Annotated in this window: 26 protein-coding genes; 11 read left to right on the top strand and 15 right to left on the bottom strand. The window is 68.0% G+C overall.

Features of this window, described 5'->3' with window-relative positions:
- Positions 1-61: 61 nt before the first annotated feature.
- Positions 62-445 (bottom strand): ribbon-helix-helix protein, CopG family, encoded by a 384-nt coding sequence (locus D0D37_RS08820; RefSeq protein WP_208719871.1) that lies wholly within the window; start codon positions 443-445, stop codon positions 62-64.
- Positions 442-759, bottom strand: a complete 318-nt coding sequence (locus D0D37_RS08815; RefSeq protein WP_116200047.1) for a hypothetical protein — start codon at positions 757-759, stop codon at positions 442-444. The genes D0D37_RS08820 and D0D37_RS08815 overlap by 4 nt, the downstream gene beginning before the upstream one ends.
- A gap of 1,509 nt (positions 760-2,268) precedes the next feature.
- Here D0D37_RS08815 and D0D37_RS08805 point away from each other — a divergent pair.
- Entirely contained in the window at positions 2,269-2,508 is a 240-nt protein-coding gene (locus D0D37_RS08805) for a hypothetical protein (RefSeq protein ID WP_116200045.1), read from the top strand.
- 326 nt (positions 2,509-2,834) lie between these two features.
- Here D0D37_RS08805 and D0D37_RS08800 read toward each other — a convergent pair whose 3' ends face one another.
- Positions 2,835-3,107, bottom strand: a complete 273-nt coding sequence (locus D0D37_RS08800; RefSeq protein ID WP_208719870.1) for a hypothetical protein — start codon at positions 3,105-3,107, stop codon at positions 2,835-2,837.
- 34 nt (positions 3,108-3,141) lie between these two features.
- On the bottom strand, positions 3,142-4,248 hold the full coding sequence (rlmN, locus tag D0D37_RS08795) for a dual-specificity RNA methyltransferase RlmN (RefSeq protein ID WP_116200044.1): 1,107 nt from the start codon (positions 4,246-4,248) through the stop codon (positions 3,142-3,144).
- Between the two features lie 398 nt (positions 4,249-4,646).
- Here rlmN and D0D37_RS08790 point away from each other — a divergent pair, with 398 nt between their 5' ends.
- Entirely contained in the window at positions 4,647-5,216 is a 570-nt protein-coding gene (locus D0D37_RS08790; RefSeq protein ID WP_425266910.1) for a papain-like cysteine protease family protein, read from the top strand.
- A gap of 3 nt (positions 5,217-5,219) precedes the next feature.
- On the top strand, positions 5,220-5,990 hold the full coding sequence (locus D0D37_RS08785) for an LPXTG cell wall anchor domain-containing protein (protein WP_116200043.1): 771 nt from the start codon (positions 5,220-5,222) through the stop codon (positions 5,988-5,990).
- A 41-nt stretch (positions 5,991-6,031) separates the two neighbouring features.
- On the opposite strand, the gene D0D37_RS08780 is transcribed toward D0D37_RS08785, so the two are convergent.
- Entirely contained in the window at positions 6,032-6,370 is a 339-nt protein-coding gene (locus D0D37_RS08780) for a winged helix-turn-helix transcriptional regulator (protein ID WP_208719869.1), read from the bottom strand.
- A gap of 47 nt (positions 6,371-6,417) precedes the next feature.
- Here D0D37_RS08780 and D0D37_RS08775 point away from each other — a divergent pair, with 47 nt between their 5' ends.
- A complete protein-coding gene (locus D0D37_RS08775) occupies positions 6,418-7,371 on the top strand; it encodes an NAD(P)H-dependent flavin oxidoreductase (RefSeq protein ID WP_116200042.1) in 954 nt (317 codons plus the stop codon).
- Between the two features lie 106 nt (positions 7,372-7,477).
- Here D0D37_RS08775 and D0D37_RS08770 read toward each other — a convergent pair whose 3' ends face one another.
- Positions 7,478-8,380, bottom strand: a complete 903-nt coding sequence (locus D0D37_RS08770) for a LysR family transcriptional regulator (RefSeq protein ID WP_116200041.1) — start codon at positions 8,378-8,380, stop codon at positions 7,478-7,480.
- 87 nt (positions 8,381-8,467) lie between these two features.
- Between D0D37_RS08770 and D0D37_RS08765 the strand changes: the two genes are divergently transcribed.
- Positions 8,468-9,724: an aspartate aminotransferase family protein gene (locus tag D0D37_RS08765; RefSeq protein ID WP_116200040.1), complete on the top strand. Its 1,257-nt coding sequence runs from the start codon at positions 8,468-8,470 to the stop codon at positions 9,722-9,724.
- Position 9,725: 1 nt separating this feature from the next.
- Here D0D37_RS08765 and D0D37_RS08760 read toward each other — a convergent pair whose 3' ends face one another.
- Positions 9,726-10,277, bottom strand: coding sequence for a DUF3558 family protein (locus tag D0D37_RS08760; protein ID WP_244223444.1), 552 nt, complete (start codon positions 10,275-10,277; stop codon positions 9,726-9,728).
- Between the two features lie 178 nt (positions 10,278-10,455).
- On the opposite strand from D0D37_RS08760, the gene D0D37_RS08755 reads away from it, so the two are divergent.
- Entirely contained in the window at positions 10,456-12,810 is a 2,355-nt protein-coding gene (locus D0D37_RS08755; protein ID WP_116200038.1) for a penicillin acylase family protein, read from the top strand.
- On the opposite strand, the gene D0D37_RS08750 is transcribed toward D0D37_RS08755, so the two are convergent.
- Complete coding sequence (locus D0D37_RS08750; RefSeq protein WP_116200037.1) at positions 12,794-13,195, bottom strand: hypothetical protein; 402 nt, start codon at positions 13,193-13,195, stop codon at positions 12,794-12,796. The genes D0D37_RS08755 and D0D37_RS08750 overlap by 17 nt on opposite strands.
- A gap of 219 nt (positions 13,196-13,414) precedes the next feature.
- Here D0D37_RS08750 and D0D37_RS08745 point away from each other — a divergent pair, with 219 nt between their 5' ends.
- Together D0D37_RS08745 and D0D37_RS08740 are read left to right on the top strand one after the other, a co-directional pair.
- A complete protein-coding gene (locus D0D37_RS08745; RefSeq protein ID WP_244223443.1) occupies positions 13,415-14,623 on the top strand; it encodes a sensor histidine kinase in 1,209 nt (402 codons plus the stop codon).
- On the top strand, positions 14,608-15,252 hold the full coding sequence (locus D0D37_RS08740; RefSeq protein ID WP_116200035.1) for a response regulator transcription factor: 645 nt from the start codon (positions 14,608-14,610) through the stop codon (positions 15,250-15,252). Before D0D37_RS08745 ends, D0D37_RS08740 begins: the two co-directional genes overlap by 16 nt.
- 43 nt (positions 15,253-15,295) lie before the next feature.
- Here D0D37_RS08740 and D0D37_RS08735 read toward each other — a convergent pair whose 3' ends face one another.
- Positions 15,296-16,948, bottom strand: a complete 1,653-nt coding sequence (locus tag D0D37_RS08735; RefSeq protein WP_116200034.1) for a glutamate--tRNA ligase — start codon at positions 16,946-16,948, stop codon at positions 15,296-15,298.
- Positions 16,949-17,132: 184 nt separating this feature from the next.
- Between D0D37_RS08735 and D0D37_RS08725 the strand changes: the two genes are divergently transcribed.
- Entirely contained in the window at positions 17,133-17,804 is a 672-nt protein-coding gene (locus tag D0D37_RS08725) for a PadR family transcriptional regulator (RefSeq protein ID WP_244223442.1), read from the top strand.
- On the opposite strand, the gene D0D37_RS08720 is transcribed toward D0D37_RS08725, so the two are convergent.
- Complete coding sequence (locus D0D37_RS08720; protein WP_208719868.1) at positions 17,738-18,562, bottom strand: class I SAM-dependent methyltransferase; 825 nt, start codon at positions 18,560-18,562, stop codon at positions 17,738-17,740. The genes D0D37_RS08725 and D0D37_RS08720 overlap by 67 nt on opposite strands.
- Before the next feature lie 103 nt (positions 18,563-18,665).
- Between D0D37_RS08720 and D0D37_RS08715 the strand changes: the two genes are divergently transcribed.
- Positions 18,666-19,508, top strand: coding sequence for a VOC family protein (locus D0D37_RS08715; RefSeq protein ID WP_116200031.1), 843 nt, complete (start codon positions 18,666-18,668; stop codon positions 19,506-19,508).
- Positions 19,509-19,590: 82 nt separating this feature from the next.
- Here the strand turns inward: D0D37_RS08715 and D0D37_RS08710 are convergent, their stop codons facing one another.
- The 5 genes from D0D37_RS08710 to rpsB all read right to left on the bottom strand — a co-directional run bounded on the left by D0D37_RS08710 (position 19,591) and on the right by rpsB (position 24,004).
- A complete protein-coding gene (locus D0D37_RS08710; RefSeq protein WP_116200030.1) occupies positions 19,591-20,706 on the bottom strand; it encodes a phosphatidate cytidylyltransferase in 1,116 nt (371 codons plus the stop codon).
- Complete coding sequence (gene frr, locus D0D37_RS08705) at positions 20,706-21,263, bottom strand: ribosome recycling factor (protein ID WP_116200029.1); 558 nt, start codon at positions 21,261-21,263, stop codon at positions 20,706-20,708. Before frr ends, D0D37_RS08710 begins: the two co-directional genes overlap by 1 nt.
- A gap of 49 nt (positions 21,264-21,312) precedes the next feature.
- Positions 21,313-22,059, bottom strand: coding sequence for a UMP kinase (pyrH, locus tag D0D37_RS08700; RefSeq protein WP_116200028.1), 747 nt, complete (start codon positions 22,057-22,059; stop codon positions 21,313-21,315).
- A 96-nt stretch (positions 22,060-22,155) separates the two neighbouring features.
- Entirely contained in the window at positions 22,156-22,971 is an 816-nt protein-coding gene (gene tsf / locus D0D37_RS08695) for a translation elongation factor Ts (protein ID WP_116200027.1), read from the bottom strand.
- 82 nt (positions 22,972-23,053) lie between these two features.
- Positions 23,054-24,004, bottom strand: a complete 951-nt coding sequence (gene rpsB, locus D0D37_RS08690; protein ID WP_116200026.1) for a 30S ribosomal protein S2 — start codon at positions 24,002-24,004, stop codon at positions 23,054-23,056.
- A 590-nt stretch (positions 24,005-24,594) separates the two neighbouring features.
- Here rpsB and D0D37_RS47335 point away from each other — a divergent pair.
- Positions 24,595-24,862, top strand: a 268-nt coding sequence (locus D0D37_RS47335) for a hypothetical protein (RefSeq protein WP_208719867.1), incomplete at its 3' end; no start/stop codon positions are given.

Here is a 24,862-nt window from a genome sequence, read left to right as displayed (position 1 = left end):
CGTGGAATTCGCGCCACCGGGACGCGTGGTAGTCGACTCCGAACCCGCTCAGCCGCCGGAGTCAGACGGATTCGCGATAGACCCGTCGGGCAATCTGCTCGACCTGTTCGACCGTCAGCACCGGCGCGTCCGATCGCTGCACCGCTTGGGTGAGGATCCGCCGTACCAGGGCAGAGGTGGGAATCTGCTCAGCCGCGGCGCGAGCCTTGAGCGCGGCCGCGAGCGACGCGGGTACCCGCAAGGACAGCGCGGACTGCTCATTCTCGGCGATGTCAGCAGCGACCGCGTCCGCTTCCTCCTCGGCGTAGTCCTGCCGAGACCGTGCGTGCCGCAGCATGCGCTCGCGCTTCGCCGGATCGGGCTCACGCCGCGCGGCAGCTTCCTGCTGGGCGATCTCTTCCCGGATGCCGTCCAGCACCTGCTCGGAACTCATGGGTTCAGTCATGATGCATCGTCCTCTCCGCCAAGAGCTGCCCGGTACGCACGAAGGTCGGCACCGCTGGTCTTCCAAGCGTTGATGCCCGAATGATCCACGTGATCGACGATCACCGTGATCACGAATCCCGCTGTGGCCGAGTAGCCGATGACGCGGATGTCTCCCCAATGGCTCTTCGGGTCAGGATCACGGGTGATCCGATGAGGATCGGCCGCCGCCTCCAAGGTCCATGCCGGTTCGATGTCACTGGCACCGGGATATCGAGACGATCGCGTGCGGATGTACTCACCGCACGCCTCCTCCCACCATAGCCCGATCGCCATAGCCAAGTGTAACACGCTTACACACATCTACACACAAGCGAGCCAAGTCACCGCGCGCAGCTCGATCTCCCGCGGCTTCACCGACGGTTGCGATAGCCGCGAAGAGCGATGGCGAAACGCTCCTTGAGATCATGTTCCGCCTTACGCCTCCATGGCCGTCGTCGACATCGCCACACTGATGGGCATCGAAAACCTCCAGCCCCCGGCAGATCTGGCACCGCCACCGCAGCCGCGTCTGCCTTAGCAAGGCCGAAGCCGACGAGTACCTCGCCGCCGCTCATTAACAATCACGTGGAGGCCGCATCATCCTCCACCGGTCTCATCCTGAAATATTCAGCCGCGGTCAATCACCGACCCTGCGACTTCATTCCCCGCTTTCGTATTGGCGATCACAGGCGAGACTGCCTAGTCTGGGTTCCCAGGAAAGGCGATCGAGGTCATCAATTAACAACCGACAACTTCATCAGCCTCCCCTTCCGCGGCAAGAACCCCTCGGCAGCAAGTTCACCAATTTGGATCAGGACTATTGCGAGCAAGAAAAGCAGCAACTCGGCAAAGAACGCCTCCCATGGCGACCTTTGCTCCCTTTTCACGCCGCCCATATAAGCTGATCGATTAGAACCCAATCGTCCAGCCCTTCGATTAATATGTCAGCGAAAATACCTCTGCCGATCGTGGCAAGTGAACCTTCAATGCTTGCCCCGTCACCCGGGGTGATATCCGTGGTCACTCCTGACGGAGTGCCGATCCCGAGTTCCCGAAAGGCGCGCTTTCCGAGCAGTCCGGAGGACTTCTCCTCCGGCCAAGGGGGTGCGTTAGCCAGAGGATTACGCCGCAAAAGCCCCAGGGCCATCTGCGCGGTCGAGATTGCGGAACTGCAAGGTAAACCTCGCCTTCGGCCGCACGTTGCCCAAGGGACTGCCGCGCAGTTGATGCCGACTCTTTTCCAACTCGAAAATTCGCTGCACTGTCGCTATTTGTCTAAACTCTTTCTTTTTAAGTAAATACTGGAAAAAGCCCCGGTCAAAGCAGCGAATGCGATGGCACTGAACCTAAAGGACGCTTGTTCAGGAAAGAACGCTGCGAGAGCGATCGAAGCCAGAAACAAAAACGCCATGATCATCGATGCGATCTTATACATATTCCGCGTCACCGGTTCTCCTTTCAGTCGGCGACGGTGGGCCGCACCGGGTGCAGCCCACCGTCGCTTGACTTTATCCGCTATTTAGACCCCTTGAACATGTCTGATAGTCCTGGAATGAGCTTGCCGACGGAACTTCCCGCACACCCTTCCAGTTTGTTCGATTTGTCAACGGCTGCGGCAGTGGCCCCGCCAGCGCAAGCGCCTATCACGCTTCCAACCACTGGCCCGACCGGGCTCACCGAGAGGACGGCACCGACGAAGAGTCCCATGAACGCGCCCAGAACAGTTCCTTTGAAGCTCGCAAGTCACCGCCAGTCTGCGAACGAGCCGCGGCGCGCATCACTGCATCGTCATCAAACGAGACGATGGCGTTTCTCGTCCAACCATACGACCCGGATAATCCGCGACTTCTTCTCGCGTCAGACTTCTGGCGGGCGCTGATCGACGCGGACCGGAAGACTGTGCCTGCCGAGGTGCTGTCCTCATCCGGGAGGTGGGCGTTCGTGACCGGTCTAGACGATGAGGTCTGGTCGACGCAGACCCTGCAAGTGCTCGACGTAACTGCCGGCCGTATCGACCTCGTCACCGAGGTCGCCGATCGCTGAGGGAGCGCAGCCGCGACCCCGCTAGCGGATAATGCTCCTGCTTCTCGACCAAGGAGAGCCATGGGACCAGCACTACGTGGCCCAAGCAGCGATCAAAGCTCTGCCGGTTCTCATCGCCTACGACCGGAATGCGCAGCGGAGAATGTCCCTGCCACCCGCCGACGGCAACAAGTCCAGCGACTAGTTCTTCCAAAGCTCTATACCGGGCAGGGCGAACCCGCTACGCGCTCGTGTCGAGAGCTTCTTCGCTTGTTTGCAGGCGGCAAGCTAGACAACTCGCTGGTCACGCGGGCTGGCCCTGCTCTCCGACCGGTTGATCGAAGTCGTCAGCGGGCAAGCCACGGAGCGAGCAGCTTTTCCAGATCAGCATCCGACAACGCCCGCGGACCGCCGTGGAACTCGTGCCACCGCGAAGCATCCCGCGCCGCCGTGTACTCCACCTCGAACGCGCGCATCAGCACGTACATGAACGTCACCGAGCTGAACCGCTCGCCCAACAGGATCCGCGCCTCGCGTGCCACCTCGGTCGCGCCGCGACCAACGACATCCGCGAGCCGAAGCTCCTCCGCAGCCGGTTCCAGCAGGCTGGGGGCATACATCACGACAGACACTCCATCATCGAAATCAACGAACTCAGCCTTCAGCAGCCAACTGGCCACACGCCGCCGCGATGTCCTGACCGCGCGTGTCCCGGACCGTGCACGCGACCCCACCGGCATTCACCAAGCGGACGAATTCCCGCTCCACGGGCTTCGGCGACGCATCCCACTTCGAACCCGGCGTCGGGTTCAACGGAATCACATTCACGTGCACCAACTGGCCCAAGTGCTTGCGCAGCCGCTTCGCCAACAGTTCCGCGCGCCACGGCTGGTCGTTGATGTCCCGGATCAACGCGTACTCGATCGAGACACGACGCCCAGAGGTATCCGCGTAATACCGGGCAGCAGACAAAACCTCATCCACCGACCACCGGTTGTTCACCGGCACCAACGTATCCCGCAGCTCATCGTCCGGCGTATGCAACGACACCGCCAACCGAACCTGCATCTTCTCGTCCGCCAGCTTCCGAATAGCCGGAGCCAAACCCACCGTCGACACCGTCACCGAACGCTGGCCAATGCCCAGACCACCCGGAGCAGGATCAGTGATCCGGCGCACCGCAGCCACCACGCGTTTGTAGTTCGCCAGCGGTTCGCCCATGCCCATGAAGACAATGTTCGACAGCCGACCCGGGCCGCCGGGCATGGAGCCGTCTCGCATTACCGCGGCGGCGTCGCGGACCTGGTCCACGATTTCCGCGGTCGAGAGGTTGCGGTCGAGACCGCCCTGGCCGGTCGCGCAGAACGGGCATGCCATGCCGCAGCCGGCCTGGCTCGAGATGCACAGCGTCGCGCGGTCCGGGTAGCGCATGAGCACGCTCTCCAGCAGCGTCCCGTCGTGCGCGCGCCACAGGGTCTTGCGCGTCGCGCCGCCGTCCGCGGCCAGCGCTCGCACCTCGGTGAGCAGCGGCGGCATCAGGTCGGCCACGAGCTTGTCGCGCGAGGCGGCCGGGATGTCGGTCATCTCCGCCGGGTCGACGGTGAGCCGCGAGAAGTAGTGGTTCGACAACTGCTTGGCGCGGAACGCCTTCTCCCCCAGTTCGACGACGGCCTCGGCTCGCTCGGCCACCGTGAGGTCGGCGAGATGGCGCGGCGGCAGGCCGCGCTTGGGCGCGTCGAAAACAAGAGGGAGGGCAGTCATGACCGATCAAGTGTCTCATACGCGCGAAACCCGCGCCCCTCCCCCTCAGGCACGGCGGGCGAAGCGGGTCAGCGGAGGGCCCTGGCGCGGTACGGCCCGCGGAATGGCGACCGACGAACGACGGGCCCGGATCAACGGAAAAACACCCGACGAAGGTCGGATTGCCTAATGCTTTCCGGGATGAATTCCTCTACAATCGACGTCAGGCGCCATTGGCGGGGCCCAAATAAATCGACCGGCGTAGAAATATCCGCGGCCCATCGGCAACGGAATACCGCCGTTAGTCGGTAGTCGCCGCAAACCTCGCGCGCGTACCGTTCTGTGCGCCTCACCCTTCCCCACCGGTCCGGGAATTCCCCGGTCCGGCAGGTCTTCCCCTTTGGAGGATCCCCGTGAAAGTGCCTTCTTCGATTCTGCGCGGAATCGCGGTGGCGGCGACCGTCGCGTCGGCCGCGCTCGCCGTTCCCGCCGCGGCGGACGCCGGCGAAACGAACATCTCGATGCAGGCTCAGCAGAAAGACCAGTGGTGCTGGGACGCCAGCGGCAACACGATCGCCTCGTTCTGGGGCCATTCCCTGACCCAGACCCGGTTCTGCCAGATCGCGCACAACGAGTCCGGCAGCGACTGCGCCAACAACCAGGGCTACCTCAGCGACCAGCAAAGAGTTTTCCGCTACCTCGGGTTCCGCAGCGTCGGCTCCTACAATTCCAACGGCTACCGGCTCTCCTTCTCCGGCATCAAGAACCAGATCGACGCGGGACAGCCCATCGGCACCCGGATCGGCTGGACCTCCGGCGGCGGCCACATGCACGTCCTCTACGGCTACGACGACTCGAACGGCAGCCGCATCGTCGAATACGGCGACCCGTGGCCGTCGAACAACCGCTACAACTCGATGAACTACAGCTCCTACGTCTCCAACAACCAATTCGACTGGACCCACACCGTCTACGGAATGGTGGGCTGACCCATGCTGCGAACCATCCTCCGCACCACAGTCCTCTCCGGAGCCATCGCCGCCGCCGTCTTCGCCGCGAACCCCGCGTTCGCCGCGGAGTCGCCCACCGGTCCGTCCCCTTCGGACACCACCGCGATCTCCGGGCTGCTCACCAGCCCCGGCACCGCTGCCCGCCTCGCGAAGACCAAGTTCCCCGGCGCGGCACCGGCGGCCGCGCACGCCACGCGCGCCGCCGCCGCGGACGCCCGCACCCAGATCCCCGTCTACGAACCGACTGCCGCCTTCATCAACGGCGAATCCGACGTCCCGGCCGCCCTCGCCTATGTCGCCTCCCCGGCCCACCTTGCCGACGGCCGGGACGCGACGGTCTGGGCGCAGCCCAGCAGTTCCGGCTGGCAGGTCATCAACGTCGCCTCCGGCAACGACGAACAGGTCCACGCGGCAGCCGCACGCGGCGGTTATCTGCTGCACGAACCCCAGGTCAACGCCTGGTACTCGGTGTCCGGCGACACCGTGACCGTCCTCGACGGCGCGGTCTCCGGCGTCCCCGCGGGCACCCGGGTCACCTTGGCGGCCTACCGAGCCGAGCTGCAGAAGCGCTACGGCGACAAGCTGCCCGGTTCGACCTACGATAAGACCGGCGCTGGCGGCGGCTACGCCGTCCCCGCCCCGAACACCGGCACGGACGGCAACCCGGCCACCGCACTCGCCATCGGCGGAGCGGCCGCGGCAGCCGCGGGCGGCGCGTTCTTCCTGCGCCGCCGTTCCCAGCACGGCAAGTGATCACCTCGGCAGGGGCGCGCCAGCCGCGTCCCTGCCGCCGGTCACTCGTCTCCGTCGAGAGACGCAGCCCACCGGTTCGCCCACGACACGAGCGGCCGCAGCGAGTCGAACGCCTCCCGGCCCAGCGTCGTCAACGCGTAGTGCGATTCGTCGTTCTGCCGCACCAAACCGGCCTCGGCGAGTTCGACCAGGCGTTGCCGCAGCACGCTTGAAGACATGCCGTCGCACCGTTGCTGCAGTGCGCGAAACCCCAGAGCGTCGACCTGCAGTTCCCACACGATCCGCAGGCACCATCGCCGGCCGAAGAGGTCGAGCGCGGCCATCAGCGGACGGCCGGTCGTGGAGCCCCGGACCGGCTGCCCCGGCTTCGGCGTAGCCATCCGCATCTCCTTGCGCTTCGATTCCCGAAACACTAACATCGGCCGCCATGATTCGGTTTCCGAAGCAGATCTGCGACACGCTCGGCATCGACGTACCGATCGCGCAGGCCCCGATCGGCTCGGCAGCGACGCCGGAACTCGCCGCAGCGGTCTCGAACGCGGGCGGCCTCGGGACCCTCGCCCTCACCTGGACCGACCCCGACGAGGCAGTCCGCCGGATCCGCGAGGTGCGCCGCCGCACGGACCGCCCCTTCGCGGTCAACCTCGTCCTCGACTTCCCGATCGACGACGTGCTCGACGCCTGCCTCGCCGAGGAAGTCCCGATTATCTCGACGTTCTGGGGCGACCCGGCCAAGATCGCTGCGCGGGTCAAGGACGCACAGCTGATCCACACCGCGGGTTCAGTCGCCGAAGCGCGACAAGCGGCGGAAGCAGGCGTCGACGTCGTTGTCGCGCAAGGATCGGAAGCAGGCGGACACGTGCGCGGCCAAGCCTCGACGCTCGTGCTGGTACCCGCCATCGTAGACGCGGTCAGCCCGATTCCCGTGCTCGCAGCAGGCGGAATCGCCGACAGCCGCGGGCTCGCCGCAGTGCTCGCTCTCGGCGCGCAAGGCGGTTGGCTGGGCACCCGATTCCTGACCGCGACCGAAGCGGCGACCCATGATTCCTACCGCGAAGCCGTGCTCGCCGCGGAACTCGAGGACGCCGTCCACACCCGTTGCTTCGACGGCGGCTGGCCGGACGCTCCGCACCGCGCCTTGCGCAATTCGACGCTCACGCAATGGGAAGCCGCGGGCGAACCGCGCACGGAACGGCCCGGCGAAGGCGACATTGTGGCGACGGATGCGGCTGGAAACCCTTGGCATCGCTACGACGACATGATTCCCGTACCGGGCATGACCGGAGACCTCGAAGCTCTGGCGCACTACGCCGGTCAAGCTGCGGGTTTGGTCCGAAACGTAGTCCCGGCAGCGCAAATCATGGCGGATCTGGTCGGCTAGCGTTCAGGCCGGGGTGCAGCCGCCGTCGGCGAAAGCTCGGCACGAACGACGACGCGTCCGACGCCAGGAAGAGAACCGCACTGGCAGTCCTGCCCAAGGGCCGGGCCTAAGCCTGCTCCACCGCCGCCGGAAGCTCGACCGGCTGCTGCAGTGCGTCCAGCACCGCATTCACCGCTGCCCGTCGCGGCGAACCTCGCCGGGTGACCGCGACGATCGTGCGCGTCACCGGAGTCGCCAACGCCTTCGTCGCCACCCGATACCGCGGATCCACCGCCAGTCCCGGCAGCAACGCGATCGACAGCCCGGCCTCGACGTGCTGCAGCGTCATCAGGTAATTGCTGAACCGGCACACCACGCGCGGCTCGAACCCCGATTCGCGACAGAGCCGCAGCGTCAGGTTCGCCATGTAGGACGGGGGAATGTCGAGCGCCCACGGTTCGGCGGCGTAGTCCGCGAGCACGGCGGGCCCGGGCGGCTCCGGCCGGTCGAGCGCGGTGACCAGCACGATCGGGTCGGTCGCCAGCCGGATGATCTCCAGGTCCGGGCCGAGCGGCAGGTCGGCGAAGTCGGTGGTGGTGATGATGACGTCGCTGTCTCCGGCCCGGAGCGCGGGCACGCTCTCGTGCGGTTCCCGTTCTGCCAGTTCGGTTTCCAGCCGCGGATAGGTCTGCGCGAGACGGGTCGCGGCAGGCACGGCGAAGGTGTGGATCGCGCTTTGGAACGCACCGATCCGCACCAGCCCGGCCGGTTCGTCGCCGCGCAGTTCGGCCTCGACCGCGTCGAGATGGTCGAGGATCGCGCGCGCCTGCCGGGCCAGTTTCTCCCCGGCGGGCGTCAGCCGGACGCGACGGCCAGTGCGTTCCAACAGCCGGGTGCGCGTTTCGGTTTCCAGCAACGCGAGCTGGTGCGACACCGTCGAGGCGCTGAGATTCACGTCCTGCGCGACCGCACGCACGGTGCCCAGCACAGCGAGCCGACTCAACAGCCGCAGCCGCCACGGGTTCAACATCGCCTCATCGTTGTTCGATGTCATCGCACAGGCAAGCGGAAACTGTGAGATGGACGCGGCGCTCAGCACGGCTCTACCGTCGAAGCCATGGCCACCGACACCTTCTGGTCCGACGTCGACCGACACCTCGTCCGCTACGCCGGCCCCGGCTCGTTCACCGGCGAGATCATCGACCGCGCCGAGGGCAGCTTCGTCTTCACCGAGGACGGGCGGCGGATCCTCGACTTCACGTCCGGGCAGATGAGCGCGATCCTCGGACACGCGCATCCGGAGATCGTCGAGACCGTCCGGAAGCAGGCCGCGAAGCTCGACCACCTGTTCAGCGGGATGCTGAGCCGCCCCGTGGTCGACCTCGCGCGGCGGCTCGCCGAGACGCTGCCGGACCCGCTGGAGAAGGCGCTTCTGCTCACCACCGGCGCCGAGTCCAACGAGGCCGCGCTGCGGATGGCCAAACTGGTGACCGGCAAGCACGAGGTCGTCTCGTTCGCCCGTTCCTGGCACGGGATGACGCAGGCCGCGGCGAGCGCCACCTACAGCGCAGGACGCAAGGGTTACGGCCCGGGCGCACCCGGCAACTTCGCCATCCCGGTGCCTGGCGCGGACTGGGAGCACCAGCTGGACCTCGCGTTCGACCTGATCGACGCGCAGTCGGTCGGCAGCCTCGCCGCGTGCCTGGTGGAGCCGATCCTCAGCTCCGGCGGGATCCTCGTGCCGCCGCCGGGCTATTTCCAGGCGCTGCAACGGAAATGCCGGGAACGCGGCATGCTGCTGATCCTCGACGAAGCACAGACCGGGTTGTGCCGCACCGGAACCTGGTACGCCTTCGAACACGACGGCGTGGTCCCGGACATCCTCACGGTGTCCAAAACGCTAGGCGCCGGTCTGCCGCTCGCCGCGGTGCTGACGAGCGCGGAAATCGAGCAGGAAGCCCACGAACGCGGGTACCTGTTCTTCACCACGCACGTCTCGGACCCGCTTCCCGCGGCGGTCGGGAACACCGTGCTGGACGTGCTGATCCGCGACCGCCTCGACGAACGCGCCCGCGACCTGGGCACCCGGCTCCGCACCGGCCTGGACGAAATCGCGGCGCGGCACGAGTCGGTCGGCGAGATCCGCGGCAGGGGACTCCTCGCCGGGCTGGAACTGAGCGGCGGCGGCCCGGACGCGGACAAGCTCGGCGCGCGCGTGACGCAGCGGTGCCTCGAACTCGGGTTGCACATGAACATCGTGCAGCTTCCCGGGATGGGCGGGGTGTTCCGGATCGCGCCGCCGCTGACTGCCTCCGACGACGAGATCGACCTCGGACTGTCCATCCTGGACGAGGCGATCGGGGACGTCTCGTAGCTCAGCGGGGAATGCGGCCCGCGATGGCGGTCGCCGCTTTCTTGGCGATATCGCAGTTCTTGGACGGGTCTTGCTTGTTGCTGACGGCGACGTACACCAGCTGGTTGGTGGTCACAGCGAGGATGACGGCGCAGCTGCTGGACCAGGAGCCGGTGGTCTCCGTCGTGCCCGCCTTGTACCCGGCGATGTCGGGGATCGGCTTGACTATCGAGCCCTCGAACTGGACGGCGTAGCCCTCCGCGTCGACCTCGGAGAGGGTGACGGAGTAGCCGGGACCCTCGCACCGGCGTCCGTCGGCCTTGGGCGCGGTGCTGCTGTCCTGCTCGAGTTCGGGCACGTCAGAGGGCTTCAGCAAGCTGCACGGGTCCGTGTTCGCGAGCGGCGTGCCGGTCTTGGCGCCGCCCTTGCTGTCCGGCGCGGCACTGCCGTCCGGCGCGGCACTGCTGTCAGCGGTCACGACGTTCTTGTCACCGCCCTCGGTGCTGCTGCCGCAGGCCGCCAGTCCCAGCACACAGGCCAGGATCGCGGCAGCCGTCGCCACCACACGTCGCATCGCATCCCCCACGGGTTCGGTCTGAGCCGGGACAGTACTGAAGAAGCTCCCCAGCGGCACCTTGGACGACAGCGCCCGACGTCCGGTTCCCCCTACTCGTCCCGGTTCAGGGGTGGGTGCCGCCGCCGTCCGCGATTAGCGTGCGCCTGGTCGTCGCCGATGCCCGGGGGTGGGGGAAATGCGGTCCAAAGCTACCGTCCTGATACTCGTTCTGACGCTGCTCGGCACCACCCCAGCCACAGCCACCACCAGCACCGTCGCTCTCGACGGTCTTTCCCGCCCGGTCGACCTGCTCGTCGACAAGTGGGGCGTCCCGCACATCTACGCGGCCAACACCGCGGACCTGTTCTACGCACAGGGATTCACCGTCGCGCGCGACCGCCTCTTCCAGCTCGACACCTGGCGCCGCCGGGGTCTCGGGTTGCTCAGCGAGGTCCTCGGCGAGTCCTATGTGGACCAGGACCGCGCGGCCCGGCTGTTCCTCTACCGCGGCGACATGCGGAAGGAATGGGCCTCCTACGGTCCCGAAGCCAAACTCGCCGCCACCCGGTTCGCCGAGGGGATCAACTCCTACGTCGACTGGCTCGCCAAGCATCCCGAAGCGGCACCGCCGGAGTTCGGCAAGCTCGGCTACCAGCCGTCGCATTGGCAGCCTGAGGACGTCGTCCGCATCCGGACGCACGCGATCGGCGAGAACCTCATGTGGGAGGTCGCCCGCGCGCAGATGGTGTGCCAGGCCGGACCGAACGCGAGCAAGTACCTCCGCAGCCTGCACCCCGACCACGAGGCCGCGGTGCCCGAAGGCCTCGATCCGTGTTCAGTCCCCGGCGACGTGCTTTCCGTGTACAACAAGGCAACCGCGGCGGTCACGTTCCCGAAGGGCGTCGCCGGTCCGAAGGACATCGCCGACGCCACCAGCGGCAGCAACTCGTGGGCGATCGGCCCGAACCGCACCGCCACCGGACGGCCGATCCTCGCCAACGATCCGCACCGCGGCGCCGACGCGTTGCCGTCCGGTCGTTATGTCGCCCAGCTTTCCGCGCCCGGCCTGAACCTCACCGGGGCGGGCGAGCCGTGGAATCCGGGCATTGCCATCGGCCACAACGATTCCGTCGCGTTCGGGCTGACGAACCTGCCGGTCGACCAAACCGACCTCTACGTCTACGAACTCGACCCCGCCGACCACAGCCGGTACCGCTACCGCGGCGGCTGGGAGCCGATCACCAAGGTCACCGAGACCATCCCAGTCCTCGGCGGCCAGCCGGTCACCCGAGAACTGTCCTTCACTCGGCACGGCCCGATCGTGAAGGTCGACGAAGCAGCGAACCGGGCCTTCGCCGTCCGCACCGCGTGGACCGAACCGGGCAGCGCGGCCTACCTCGGCAGCCTGAACTACCAGCGTGCCCGCGACTTCACTGAATTCACCGCCGGAATGCGCAAGTGGGGCGCACCCGGGTCGAACCTCGTCTACGCCGACGTCCACGGCGACATCGGCTACGTCCCCGGCGCGCTGACCCCGCGCCGCACCGGAGCCGGATACGACGGCCTGCTGCCTGTCCCCGGCGACGGCCGCTACGAGTGGAACGGCTTCTACGCCAACTCCGAACTCCCGTGGCAGCACAACCCGCCGGCCGGTTTCTTCGCCTCCGCCAACGACTACAACCTTCCGCCGGGCTTCCCGGTGGTGTCCAACTACGAATGGCAGCTCCCGTACCGCAAGGAGCGGATCGACCAGCTGATCAAGTCCACGCCACGCGCCCGCGTCGCCGATTCGCTCGCCATCCAGCGCGACGAAAAGTCCTTGCTGGCCACTCGTCTCACACCCTTCCTGCGGAACCTTTCCTCCACCGATCCGGACACCGCGAAAGCGCTCGACCTGCTGCGCGGTTTCGACGGCGTCGCCTCGGTGGATTCCGCCCCTGCCGCGCTGTACGAAACGTGGCTGCTGAAGTACCTCCACGGCGGCTGGGCGCACACGATGCTTCCGCAAGCCGCCGCGGATGTCCTGTCCCGCACCATCAATCCGGACTTCAGCCTCGTGCTCGCGTCCTTCGCCGACCCGGACGCGTGGTTCGGCCCGGGCGGCGCGGCCAAGCGCGACAAGCTGATCCTCGACACTCTCCCGCTCGCTTTCCGCGACGTCGCCGGAAAACTCGGCGGCGACCCGGCGAAATGGCGCTGGGGTTCGCTGCAGTACCAGGAATTCGTGCATCCGGCAGGCGGCCCGAACGTCGGCCCGACCCCGGTCGGCGGCGACTACCAGACCGTCCACCCGTCGTTCTTCCACCCGCTCACCTACCAGCAGATCATCGGCGCGACCTTCAAGATGGCGCTCGACGTCGGCGACTGGGACGCGTCGCGGGCGATCAACGCGCCCGGCCAGTCCGGCGACCCGCGCAGCCCGCACTACCGAGACCTGAACGACCTGTGGGCGTCCGGCGGCTCGTTCCCCCTGCTGTCGAGCCGCGCGGCGGTCGAACGGAACCTCGATGTCCGGATCCGGCTGGTCCCGAAGTTCACTTCTGGAACGTAGCCCGCAGCCGGAAGAGCGGGACCGCGGCGGCGGCCAGCAGCACGGCACAAGCGGTCTGCAGCAGCAGGAACCAGAACGGGCACGCACCCGGGATCAGGTCGACGCCGACGAGCGCGATCGGCGCGACCACCGAGATGAGCCGGGCCCGCTGATAAGCCCTGGTCGACCCCCGAGCCGCGAGCGACACCAGCCAGTACATGATCACCGCGCTCACCGGCACCAGCGCGGACCGCGTCCACATGAAGCCGGTCGCCGTCCCGTCGGCGACGGCCAGCGCGACGATCGTGCCGAAGACGGCCACGCCCATCGCTCCGTAAGCCGCGACGAACCCCTTAGCGAGGCCGAGCGGGCGCTGGACGGCGGCGGGGCGTTCGATGGTCTGCATCTCTGTTCTCCCTTGTGGTTTCCCGTTGTGCCAGCAACGCTAGAAAGCCGCGGCCCGGCCCGGTATGGGTCTGGCCGCACAAGGGGGTGGGTCTGGACCCACTCCTGTCCCGCGGCGGCGGGAAACCGGCGTTTCGTGGTGCACAGTGGACCGCGGAACACCGGACGGACAGGGGGAAGAACGATGCGACTACTAGGGTCCTGGTTACGCAGTTGCCGGGTGGGTTTTGTCCGCGCCGCCCAAGCGGCGGGCGTGGCCCTGCTGATCCCGGTGGTGTGGGCGGCCGCGGCAGGCCTGTGGCAGTTGTGGGGCGGCAGCGCGTGGTCGTGGATCGCGCCGTTCGTCTGGGCGGGGATCGGGACGCTGCTGCTGGCGCGGCCGGTGTGTCGGATGACCCGCGTCATGGTCGCGAACTGGACCGGCATCGTGCTCCCGCCCGGGTACCGCGAACTGCCGCCGATCACCCAGCTGTCGACCGGATATTGGTGGAACGGCCATTCCTACGCACGCACCCGGGAAGAAGCCCGGCGCGAGCAGCGGCTGAAGAACTGGCGCTACGACCCGGCGACCTGGCGGGACCTGCGGTTCGCCCTCCTCGCGCCGTTCTCGTTCGGCCTGGTCACGCTCGTGCCGCTGCTCGGCGTCGTCGCGGCGGTCCTGGCGCTGACAGTCTTCCCCGCCGGATACCTGGCCGGTCTGCTGGTCACGGTCGCGACCGCGCCGTACGCGTGGCGAAGCGTCATCCCGGTGGCCACGCGCTTCCTGGGCGCGTCCGCCACGATGGAGCTGGCGGACCGGGTCGACACGCTGACCGCCCTGCGCGCGGACACGACCATCGCGCAGGCCGCGGAAATCCGCCGCATCGAACGGGATTTGCACGACGGCGCGCAAGCCCGCCTGGTCGCACTCGGTCTCGCGCTGGCGACCGCGGAGAAGCTGATGGAGACCAATCCCGAGCAGGCCAAGGAACTACTGCGCGACGCCCGGGCCGGCGCGGCCACCTCGCTCACCGAACTACGCGAACTCGTCCGCGGCATCAGCCCGCCGGTGCTGAACGAACGCGGCCTCGCCGACGCGGTTCGCGCGATGGCGATGGACCTGCCGCTCGACGTGACGGTCGAAGCCGACCTGCCGCAGCCGCTCGATCCGCCGATCGAATCCGCGCTGTACTTCGGGATCGCCGAACTGCTCGCCAACGCGGTGAAGCACTCGCACGCGTCGCACGTGCGGATTTCCCTGCGGCAAGAAGGGAATCAACTGTGCGCTGAGGTCGAGGACGACGGCCGCGGCGGGGCCGAAATCGACCCGGACGGCGGGCTCGGCGGACTGCGCCGCCGCCTCGCGGTCTTCGACGGCGCCCTGGAGGTCACCAGCCCGGAAGGCGGGCCGACCCGAGCGTGGATGATGGTGCCATGCGCATCGTCGTAGCCGAGGACCTCTACCTGCTGCGGGACGGACTGATCCGGCTCCTGCAGGCCTACGGCCACGAGGTGGTGGCGACCGCGACGACCGGTCCGGAAACCGTCGCCGTGCTGCGGGAACACCGGCCGGACGTGGCCGTGGTCGACGTCCGGATGCCGCCGACGCAAACCGACGAGGGCCTGCGCGCGGTGCTCGCCGCGCGACGCGAGACGCCCGGGCTGCCGGTGCTGATCCTGTCGCAGCACGTCGAACAGCTCTACGCCCGCGAACTCCTGGTCGGCGGGGCGAGCGGCGTCGGATACCTGTTGAAGGACAGCGTTTTCGAGGCCGAACAGTTCATCGACGCCCTCGAACGCGTCGCGGCCGGCGGCACGGCGATGGACCCGGCAGTGATCTCGAAACTGCTTACGAGCGGGTCGCCGGATCAGCGGCTCGGCACGCTGACCGACCGCGAACGGTCGGTGCTGGAGCTGATGGCGGAAGGCCTGTCGAATACCGCGATCGCCGGACGGCTGTTCCTGAGCGAAAGCGCGATCAGCAAGTACACGACGTCGCTGTTCGGCAAGCTCGGCATCACCGACGACGAAACCGGCAACCGGCGCGTCCTGGCGGTGCTGACCTACCTCAACTCGTGAGTGCTGATCACGGTTCTAACCGTGATCAGCACTCACGACGGGCTCAGCCGACCAGATTCCCGAAGCGCCGCAAGGTTTCCTCCGCGCCCAGCGCCTGCGTGATCGAGTGCAGGTCCGGACTCCGAGTCGACCCAGTAATCGCGATCCGGATAATCTGCGACGCCTCGCGGATCGAACCCGGGTACGCGTCCGGGTCCTTCTTGAACTCCTTGGCGTTCTTGGCAAAGCCGTGCTTAGCCGCGACGTCGCGGATCTGCTGGAACCACTCCTGGCCGTCGTCGAGCTGCTGGTACGCCGACACGAAGTCCGACGCCACCGCGCGCACGACGTCCGCCGGAACGCCGAGCGCAGCGATCCGCTCGTCGTCGGGACCGGTCACCGCCTGGTGCAGCTGCGGGAAGAAGAACCCGTAGACGGCGCGGAATTCGCTCCACTTCTTCAAGTCCTTGCGCGGGTTCTCGACACCTTCGCGCTCCACCGCCAACGCGCGCAGCGCCAGCTCCCGCGAGGACTCCAGGACCGTCTTCAGCTCCGGGTCGAACCGCTCGGCCCACTCCAGCACCGACGCGAGGATCTCCTCGCCGGACAGCGTCGCGACGTAGTCAGCCGCGAGGTCGTCCAGCTTCACCAGGTCCACGAGCGGACCGGCGACGCCGCACTCGTCGAGGTTGATCGGCGCGTCGAGCGCTTCGGCGAGCGGCATCTCCGCGAGCCGTCCGTTCGCCAGGCCGCGCAGGTAATACAGCACCGCCGGGACCGGGTAACCGGCTTCGAGATAGAAGTCGACGGAGGCTTCCGGGTCCTTGCGCTTGGACAGCTTCCGCTTGCTGCCGCCCTCCTGCTTCATCAGCGGCGCGATGTGCGCGTACTGGATCGGCTCGAACCCGAGCGCTTCGAAGAGCTGCTGGTGCGTCGGCACCGACGAGATCCACTCGTCGCCGCGGATCACCAGGTTCACCCGCATCAGGTGGTCGTCGACCGCGTGCGCGAAATGGTAGGTCGGCAGCCGCGGGCTCTGGTCGGAGCTCTTGAGGATCACCACGTCGTTGCGGTTGGCCTCGGCCTCGATGGTGCCGCGGATCGCGTCGGTGAAGCGCACGCGCTGCCCGGTGTCGTCGGGCGCGCGGAAGCGGACCACCCACGGCTCGCCAGCGTCGAGCTTCGCCTGCACGTCGGCCGCGTCGGCGTCACGCCAGATCGCCCAGGAGCCGTAGTAGCCCGTCGGGAGCTTCGTGGCCTGCTGCCGCGCGGTGATGGACGCCAGTTCGTCCTTCGTCGCGAAGTCGATGTACGCGCGGCCTTCGCGCAGAAGGTGCCGTACGTAGGTGAGGTAGATCTGTTCGCGGTCGGACTGCCGGTACGGGCCGTACTCGCCGCCGCGCACCACGTCCTCGTCGGCCTGCAGCCCGAAGTACGCGAAGCCGCGTTCGAACTGCTCCAGCGCGCCCTCGACCTCGCGCGACTGGTCGGTGTCCTCGACGCGCACCAGGTAGCTGCCCTCGGAACGGCGCGCGACGTCCTGGTCGATCGTCGCGACGTAGATGCCGCCGATGTGCACGAAGCCGGTCGGCGACGGGCCGAACCGGGTCACCTTCGCGCCGTCGGGCAGCTGCCGGGCCGGATAGCGCTGTTCCCAGTGCTCAGGCTCGGGCAGATCCGCGGGGAACAGGGCGTCGATGACCGCACGGTCCAGCATCGGAGGTCGGGTCTCCCAGGTCGTTCGGGTGTTTTCGCTAGTGCTTCGAGTATCGCCGACCGCCGTCTCCGCCGGTCGCTCAGGTCCCCGGGTTGCCGGTGCGACGGTCGTTACGGTTGTCAATCGACCGGTTCCGATATATCGTGAACGTGTCGCAACAGTTCGAGAAAGGACAACCAAGACCATGAACCGACGACGACACCCGTTCCCCGGCGGACGCTCCTTCCCCGGCGGACATCACGAACACGGAGAACACGAACAGCACGGACGGTCCTCGTTCGGCCCTTGGGGCCGGGAATTCGGCGAGTTCGGCTTCGGGCCCGGCGGTCGCGGACGACGCGGCCACGGTCCGGGCGGCGGACGCCGGGGCTCGCGGCGCGGCCGGCGCGGCGACGTGCGGGCGGCGATCCTCACCCTGCTCGCGGAACAGCCGCGGCACGGGTACGAGATCATCCGCGAGATCGGCGAGCGCAGCGGCGGGCTCTGGAAGCCCAGCCCCGGCTCGATCTACCCGACCCTGCAGATGCTGGCCGACGAGGGCCTGGTCGTGAGCCGCGACGAGAGCGGGAAGAAGCTCTTCGAACTCACCGACGAGGGCCGCACCACCGCCGAGCAGCAGACCGGCACGCCGCCGTGGGAGCACTTCACCGACGACGTCGAACCGGTCGAGCACGACCTGCGCAAGGCAGGCGCCACGCTCGCCGCGGCGGTCGTGCAGGTGATGCGCGCCGGCAGCGAGAACCAGCAGGCCCGCGCGGTGGACGTGCTCAACGAGGCACGCCGGTCGATCTACTCGATCCTCGGCGAGGTCGAGGACTCGGAGGACTCTGCCGAGTCCGGAGAGGCAGCCGAGTGACCGGGCAGGACGAGGCCGGTGGGTTTGACGCGGCAATGCACGCGATAACCCACCGGCAGCGTCACCTCGCCCGATCCTGGGTTCAGCCGGTGCGTGTCGGCGATCGCCCGCTCCGCGACCTTCGCACTGAACTCGATCCTCAACACTGATTCCGCCGCGGCGAAGTCCGCGAAGCGCCAACGCGTGCGTACGCGCCGACAGTTGAAGCCGTGCGCGGCGAAGAAGCGTTCCACCGCAGGCGGGTCGTAGCGCGGCAAATCTGCCCGCATCCACCCGCCGTACGGCTCACTGGTCACGTCGAGGTCGACGATCACGATCGATCCTCCGGGCCGCAGCACCCGTTCCGCTTCGCGCAATCCGGGTTCGCAGCCAGGGCCGAAGAAGTACGCGGTGCGCGCGTGCACGATGTCCACACTGGCGTCGTTCACCGGCAACCGCTGCGCTCGCCCCGTGCGAACCCGCACGTTCTCCAGATCCCGCACCCGTCGCTCCGCGTCCCGCGCGAGCGGCGGGTGCGGTTCGATTCCGAGCACCGAACGCGCGTCGGCGGCGAAGACCGGCAGGTGGTATCCGTCGCCGCAGCCGAGATCGAGGAAGTCGCGACCGGTCCAATCGCTCTCTTCGCGCAGTACGCGCCAGATCTCGCCGTCTGCGTCCTGCGCCCGGTTCTCCACGTCGTAGACGTGCTGGTGATACCAGATGTTCGGGCTGGGAACCACTTCTTCGGACGCCGCGGGGCCGCGGAACAACCAGCGCACAGCACTCCTCTCCGGCCGGGGGGACGCCGGCGGCTTTCCCGCTCAGAGCGTAGAACGCCGCTCCGCCGAATACACTTCTCCCTCATCGGGGAGGAGACACGCAATGTCGATCGGCTGGCCAGGCGCCCGCACGATCCCGGCAGGTTTGCCCTGCTGGGTCGAGGTGGCGTGCCACGACGAAGCTCGAACGCAAGACTTCTACTCCCGCCTTTTCGGCTGGGAATACGAAACCCGGCGCGATCCCGCGTCGCCGACCGGCCGGTACTCCATCGCTTCGTGCGACGGGGTGGCCGCCGGTGGTCTATACCAAGCCGGAGCCCGCAGCGCTCCCGGCTGGACACTGCAGCTCGCGGTGCCGCACACGGCGAGCGCGGCGGAATGGGTGGAGCACCTGGGCGGGCAGGTGACGCTCGGACCGATCGCGATTCCCGACCGCGGCAGCATCGTGCACGCGATCGACGCGTGCGGCGCCCCGGTGGTGTTCTGGGAGGCGCCGCCGGACTGGCAGTTCGCGAGCGGCGTGCCCAACGCGTTCAGCGGCGCGGACCTCAACACGCACGACGGCGTGGCCGCGGACCACTTCTACACCAAGCTGTTCAACTACTCGAGCCGTCAGGTCGGCGACGGTGAAAGCGTCGACTATGCCGAATATTCCATTGAGCACACGGCGGTGCTGTACCGCTACGTCATGGGTCCCGAATATCGCCGGGACACTCCCCCGCACTGGCTCGTGTACTTCGAGATCGATCCCGCGCGCGGAGCGGACGCGGCGGCGGGCGAGGCCCTGATGCTGGGCGGTTCGGTGGTGATCGAGCCGTACGACACCCCGTTCGGCCGCACCGCGATCCTCGCCGATCCGGACGGAGCGGTGTTCGCGGCGATCGACCACTCGCGGGTGCTGGAAGACGTGGGCCGCGCCGAGGTCGACGACCCGTACGACGACTGAAACTCTGCTATTTCCACCCCGGCTGACTCAGCTGAGCGAGCCGGTCACTGAAGAGTTCTCTCGCCGCCCGCCAAAGACATAGTCAGGCAGGAACGAAGGCCGACAACAGCAGCCACGACACGACGGCCGAGGGCAGCAGCGAGTCGAGGCGGTCCATGATGCCGCCGTGGCCGGGCAGCAGCGTGCCCATGTCCTTGATGCCGAGGTCGCGTTTGATGAGCGACTCGACGAGGTCGCCGAGCGTCGCGGTGAGCACGATCGCCGCACCGAAGATGACGCCCTGCCAGGCGTGGCCGTCCAGCATCAGGCTGATCGTGAGCACACCCGCGGCGATGCCCGCGATCATCGATCCGGCGAAGCCCTCCCAGGACTTCTTCGGGCTGATCGTGGGCGCCATCGGGTGCTTGCCGCCGAGCACGCCGGCGATGTAGCCGCCGGTGTCGGAGGCGACCACGGCGATCAGGAACGTGAGCACGCGCCCGACGCCGTCGTGCGGCGGCACGAGCATGGCCGCGAACGCGCCGAACAACGGCAGGTACGCAGCGGCGAAAACAGAGGCGCTGACGTCGCGCACGTAGCCCTTCGCGCCGCCGGGCAAGCGCCACAGCAGGCAGGCCAGCACGGTGAGCACGAACGCGGTGAGCGCGCCTTCCCGGCCGAACGGCCAGGCCAGCCAGATCATCGCCTGCCCGCCGACGAGCACCGGGATCAGCGCGATCTTGGTGTCCGCGACCCGGCGCAGCACGCCGGAGAACTCGAACGTGCCGACCGCGATCGCGGCGGCGATGACGCCGATGAAGAGGAACCGGACGGTGACCAGGGAAACGATGATCGCGGCCCCGAGCAGCAGCCCGACGCCGATCGCCGCGGGGAGGTTGCGCCCGGCCCGGGAGGCCTTCTTCTCCGGTTCGGCTTGCCCGCCGTCCGCCGGATCGCCCTCGGCTTTCGCACTCTTCCCGGCCGCTCCGCTCGCGGGAACGCCTTTCGCGCCCTTCGCCAGCTCGTCCGTGGTTTCCGCCTGCTTCCCCGACGCAGCAACGGATTCCGCGCGCGCAGCCGCCGCGGAGTCCGCTTTCCGCCGCACGGCAGGGTTTTCCGTAGCCGGTTCCGGCCGCGACACCGGGTCCGGCTCGGCGGCCGGGTCCGGTGGCGGGATGTCGCTCACCCGCTCGTCGCGTTCCTCGCTCACCTGGCTCATCAGACCTCGAGCAGCTCAGCTTCCTTGTGTTTCACCAGCTCGTCGACCTGGTGCACGTAGGTGTCGGTGAGGTTCTGCAGCTCCTTCTCGGCGCGCGCGACCTCGTCCTCGCCCGCTTCGCCGTCCTTGGCGATGCGGTCGAGTTCTTCCTTGGCCTTGCGGCGGACGCTGCGGATCGAGACGCGGGCGTCCTCGCCCTTGCTCTTCGCGACCTTCACCATCTCCTTGCGCCGCTCCTCGGTGAGCTGCGGGATGACGATGCGGATGACGTTGCCGTCGTTGCTCGGGTTGACGCCGAGGTCGGACTCGCGGATCGCCTTCTCGATGGCGTTCAGCTGCGTCTGGTCGTAAGGCTTGATCAACGCCATCCGGGCTTCCGGCACGTTGACGCTCGCCAGCTGGTTCAGCGGGGTCGGCGCACCGTAGTACTCGACGACGATACGGGAGAACATCGACGGGTTGGCCCGCCCGGTGCGCACCGACGTGAGGTCTTCCTTCGCGACGGACACCGCTTTTTCCATCTTCTCCTCGGCGTCGAGGAGGGTCTCGTCGATCACGGCTACTCCCGGTGTTGTGTTGTCGGACCTGAGCTTGATCCCAGCAGGTCTAGGCGGACGTCTCGTCGGCGGGGGTGGAGACCAGCGTGCCGATCTTCTCACCGCCCACCGCGCGGGCGATGTTGCCCTCGGTGAGCAGGTTGAACACGATGATCGGCATCTTGTTGTCCATGCAGAGGCTGAACGCGGTGGCGTCGGCGACCTTGAGGCCGCGCTCGAGCACCTCGCGGTGGGTGATGTCGGTGAACATCTTCGCGTCCGGGTCGGTCTTCGGATCCGCGGTGTAGACGCCGTCCACGGCCTTCGCCATCAGCACGGCTTCGCAGCCGAGTTCGAGCGCGCGCTGCGCGGCGGCGGTGTCGGTGGAGAAGTACGGCATGCCGACGCCGGCGCCGAAGATGACGACGCGGCCCTTCTCGAGGTGCCGTTCCGCGCGGCGCGGGATGTAGGGCTCGGCGACCTGGCCCATCGTGATCGCGGTCTGCACGCGGGTCGGCAGGCCTTCTTTTTCCAGGAAGTCCTGCAGCGCCAGGCAGTTCATCACGGTGCCGAGCATCGCCATGTAGTCGGCGCGGTCGCGGTCCATGCCGCGCTGGGAGAGTTCCGCGCCGCGGAAATAGTTGCCGCCGCCGATCACCACCGCGATCTGCACCCCGGTGCGCGCGACGTCGGCGATCTGCTGGGCGACGGAGTGCACGACGTCGGGGTCGACGCCCACCGCGCCGCCGCCGAACATCTCGCCGCCCAGTTTCAGCAGCACCCGGCGGTACCCGCCCTCGACCCGGTCCTCACCCATGTCTGTCGCCTCCTGCCCCTCGGTAGACCCGACTGTGCCCCGTCCCCGATGCGCGGAGACGGGGCACAGTGCCAGAACCTAGTCCCAGTGCCTCGCTCAGGCCTGGCCGACCTCGAACCGGGCGAACCGGGTCAGGGTCACGCCGGCCTCGTCGAGCAGGGCCTTGACGGTCTTCTTGTTGTCCTTGACCGACGGCTGCTCGAGCAGCACGTTGTCCTTGTAGTACGCGTTGACCTTGCCCTCGATGATCTTCGGCAGCGCCTGCTCGGGCTTGCCTTCCTCGCGGGCGGTCTGCTCGGCGATGCGGCGCTCGTTCTCGATGATCTCGGCCGGCACCTCCTCGCGGGTCAGGTACTTCGCGCGCAGCGCGGCGACCTGCATCGCGGCGCCGCGGGCGGCGTCGGTGTCGTCGCCGGTGAACTCGACCAGCACGCCGACGGCCGGCGGGAGGTCGGAGCCGCGGCGGTGCAGGTAGGTCGCGGTCTTGCCCTCGAACGACACCACGCGGCGCAGCTCGAGCTTCTCGCCGATGCGGGCCGAAAGCTCCTGCACGACCTCGTTGACCGGCTTGCCGTCCAGGTCGGCGGCCTTGAGGGCCTCGACGTCGCTGGACTTCAGCGTCTTCGCGGCCTCGACGATCTTCGCCGCGAGCTGCTGGAACTCGTCGTTCTTGGCGACGAAGTCGGTCTCCGAGTCGAGTTCGATCATGACGCCGCCGTCGCCGGCGACCAGGCCCTCGGCGGTGGCGCGCTCGGCGCGCTTGCCGACGTCCTTGGCGCCCTTGATGCGCAGGAACTCGACAGCCTTCTCGAAGTCGCCGTCGTTCTCCTCGAGGGCCTTCTTGCAGTCCATCATGCCCGCGCCGGTCATCTCGCGCAGGCGCTTCACGTCAGCGGCGGTGTAGTTCGCCATCGTGTTGAATCCGTCCGTTTCAGGTACGTGTGCGGTGAGCGCCGTCCGGGCGGCCCTGCGCGGACCGCCCGGACGGGGTGGATCAGGAGTTGGCCGGAGCCTGCTCGCCGTTCGCTTCCGCGGTCTCGGCGGCCGCGGGGGCCTCCGCCTCGGTCGCGGCAGCCGTCTCGGTCTCGGTCGCGGCAGCGGTCTCCGTCGCGGCGGCGGTCTCGGTCGCCGCAGCGGCCTCGGTCGCGTCGGCGGCGGCGGTCTCCGAGCCCGCGAGGAGCTCCTTCTCCCACTCGGCCAGCGGCTCGTCCGAAGCGCCGGTCTCCGGCTTCGCGTCGGCCGAGGAGCCGTTGCGGCCGGAGCGGGCCATCAGCCCGGCGGCGGCGGCCTCGGCGACGACCTTCGTCAGCAGCGCGGCGGAACGGATCGCGTCGTCGTTGCCCGGGATCGGGTAGTCGACCTCGTCCGGGTCGCAGTTGGTGTCGAGGATCGCGACGACCGGGATGTTGAGCTTGCGAGCCTCGCCGACGGCGATGTGCTCCTTCTTGGTGTCGACGATCCACACCGCGGACGGCACCTTGGCCATGTCCCGGATGCCGCCCAGGGTCTTCTCGAGCTTGTCCTTCTCACGGGTCAGCGTGAGGATCTCGCGCTTGGTCAGGCCGGTGAAGCCGCCGGTCTGCTCCTGGGCCTCGAGCTCCTTCAGGCGGAGAAGGCGCTTGTGCACGGTCTGGAAGTTGGTCAGCATGCCGCCGAGCCAGCGCTGGTTCACGTAGGGCATGCCCACGCGCGCGGCCTCGTTGGCGATCGCTTCCTGCGCCTGCTTCTTCGTGCCGACGAACATGATGGTGCCGCCGTGCGCGACGGTTTCCTTGATGAACTCGAACGCACGGTCGATGTACGTCAGCGTCTGCTGCAGGTCGATGATGTAGATGCCATTGCGCTCGGTGAAGATGTAGCGCTTCATCTTCGGGTTCCACCGACGAGTCTGGTGCCCGAAGTGCACGCCGCTGTCGAGCAGCTGCTTCATGGTGACGACGGCCATTGCCGGAATCACACCTTCTCTGTAGTCGCGCGCTCCCGCTGTCGGGTTTTCGATCCGCCCGCGGAGGCGCTGTTCCGGTTAGTCGCCCGCGACCGGGAGGTCGTGAGCCCTAGTGCAGTAGCCGATGCCCGGACCCGCGGGTTCGGTAGTGCGAAACCCCAGGGACCGCCGGACACCGTGCGCCCCTCCGTCCGGGTTCCCGCCGAAGCGGCCCGTCCGGGGACGCGCGCACGTGCACGCGAAGTCAGCCCAGCGAGTGGACTGCGGGATTGATTCTACCCCCTGCCACCAGCCCCGCCCCTGCGGGCAGCATTCGCCCGGCCCGGGGTTGTCCACAACTGCGTCCGCCTGTGGACAACTGCCGCTGAAGAGCCGGTTCCCGTCGGCGGGTGGATGACGATGGGGACATGACCACTACGCGCTCTTTTTCCGCTGTCGCCGCTTCTGCCCGACCTGCTGATTCCCTTGCCGCTCGGAGTCTTTCCAGCTCAGCGCCTTCGCCTGTTCCTCTCCCGGACAGAGAGGCGAGCAGTCAGTCCGTTCCGCAGCCAAATCCATTCCCGTCCGATCCGCCGCCGGTACCGCCGCCGATGTCGCCAGCGGTGCCCGCCTCGTCGCCGGTGTCGGCAGCGGTGCCCGCGTCGTCGCCGGTGTCGGCGGCAGCGGTGTCGGCGGCGGTGTCGGTGTCGCGGCCCGCATCGTCGTCGGCGCCCGCGGCGTCGTCGGTGCCTGCGGTGTCGGTGGTGCCGGGGGTCTCGGCGCCGCCAGCGGTGCCCGGGTCGTCGGCGGCGGTGTCGGTGTCGGAGCCAGCGGTGTCGAAGACGCCTCACCCGGTAGTCCTGGCAACCACCGCCCTGC

The sequence above is a fragment of the Amycolatopsis circi genome, assembly GCF_003385235.1.
GTDB classification, from domain to species: Bacteria; Actinomycetota; Actinomycetes; order Mycobacteriales; family Pseudonocardiaceae; genus Amycolatopsis; species Amycolatopsis circi.
This window is presented reverse-complemented; position numbering and strand designations above follow the sequence as displayed.

What these genes read in the sequence shown, in the direction of transcription:
- D0D37_RS08820 (WP_208719871.1), bottom strand. Translation starts at nt 445, where the DNA reads ATGACTGAACCCATGAGTTCCGAGCAGGTGCTGGACGGCATCCGGGAA.
- D0D37_RS08815 (WP_116200047.1), bottom strand. Translation starts at nt 759, where the DNA reads ATGGCGATCGGGCTATGGTGGGAGGAGGCGTGCGGTGAGTACATCCGC.
- D0D37_RS08805 (WP_116200045.1), top strand. Translation starts at nt 2,269, where the DNA reads ATGGCGTTTCTCGTCCAACCATACGACCCGGATAATCCGCGACTTCTT.
- D0D37_RS08800 (WP_208719870.1), bottom strand. Translation starts at nt 3,107, where the DNA reads ATGTATGCCCCCAGCCTGCTGGAACCGGCTGCGGAGGAGCTTCGGCTC.
- rlmN (WP_116200044.1), bottom strand. Translation starts at nt 4,248, where the DNA reads ATGACTGCCCTCCCTCTTGTTTTCGACGCGCCCAAGCGCGGCCTGCCG.
- D0D37_RS08785 (WP_116200043.1), top strand. Translation starts at nt 5,220, where the DNA reads ATGCTGCGAACCATCCTCCGCACCACAGTCCTCTCCGGAGCCATCGCC.
- D0D37_RS08780 (WP_208719869.1), bottom strand. Translation starts at nt 6,370, where the DNA reads ATGGCTACGCCGAAGCCGGGGCAGCCGGTCCGGGGCTCCACGACCGGC.
- D0D37_RS08775 (WP_116200042.1), top strand. Translation starts at nt 6,418, where the DNA reads ATGATTCGGTTTCCGAAGCAGATCTGCGACACGCTCGGCATCGACGTA.
- D0D37_RS08770 (WP_116200041.1), bottom strand. Translation starts at nt 8,380, where the DNA reads ATGTTGAACCCGTGGCGGCTGCGGCTGTTGAGTCGGCTCGCTGTGCTG.
- D0D37_RS08765 (WP_116200040.1), top strand. Translation starts at nt 8,468, where the DNA reads ATGGCCACCGACACCTTCTGGTCCGACGTCGACCGACACCTCGTCCGC.
- D0D37_RS08760 (WP_244223444.1), bottom strand. Translation starts at nt 10,277, where the DNA reads ATGCGACGTGTGGTGGCGACGGCTGCCGCGATCCTGGCCTGTGTGCTG.
- D0D37_RS08755 (WP_116200038.1), top strand. Translation starts at nt 10,456, where the DNA reads ATGCGGTCCAAAGCTACCGTCCTGATACTCGTTCTGACGCTGCTCGGC.
- D0D37_RS08750 (WP_116200037.1), bottom strand. Translation starts at nt 13,195, where the DNA reads ATGCAGACCATCGAACGCCCCGCCGCCGTCCAGCGCCCGCTCGGCCTC.
- D0D37_RS08740 (WP_116200035.1), top strand. Translation starts at nt 14,608, where the DNA reads ATGCGCATCGTCGTAGCCGAGGACCTCTACCTGCTGCGGGACGGACTG.
- D0D37_RS08735 (WP_116200034.1), bottom strand. Translation starts at nt 16,948, where the DNA reads ATGCTGGACCGTGCGGTCATCGACGCCCTGTTCCCCGCGGATCTGCCC.
- D0D37_RS08725 (WP_244223442.1), top strand. Translation starts at nt 17,133, where the DNA reads ATGAACCGACGACGACACCCGTTCCCCGGCGGACGCTCCTTCCCCGGC.
- D0D37_RS08715 (WP_116200031.1), top strand. Translation starts at nt 18,666, where the DNA reads ATGTCGATCGGCTGGCCAGGCGCCCGCACGATCCCGGCAGGTTTGCCC.
- D0D37_RS08710 (WP_116200030.1), bottom strand. Translation starts at nt 20,706, where the DNA reads ATGAGCCAGGTGAGCGAGGAACGCGACGAGCGGGTGAGCGACATCCCG.
- pyrH (WP_116200028.1), bottom strand. Translation starts at nt 22,059, where the DNA reads ATGGGTGAGGACCGGGTCGAGGGCGGGTACCGCCGGGTGCTGCTGAAA.
- tsf (WP_116200027.1), bottom strand. Translation starts at nt 22,971, where the DNA reads ATGGCGAACTACACCGCCGCTGACGTGAAGCGCCTGCGCGAGATGACC.
- rpsB (WP_116200026.1), bottom strand. Translation starts at nt 24,004, where the DNA reads ATGGCCGTCGTCACCATGAAGCAGCTGCTCGACAGCGGCGTGCACTTC.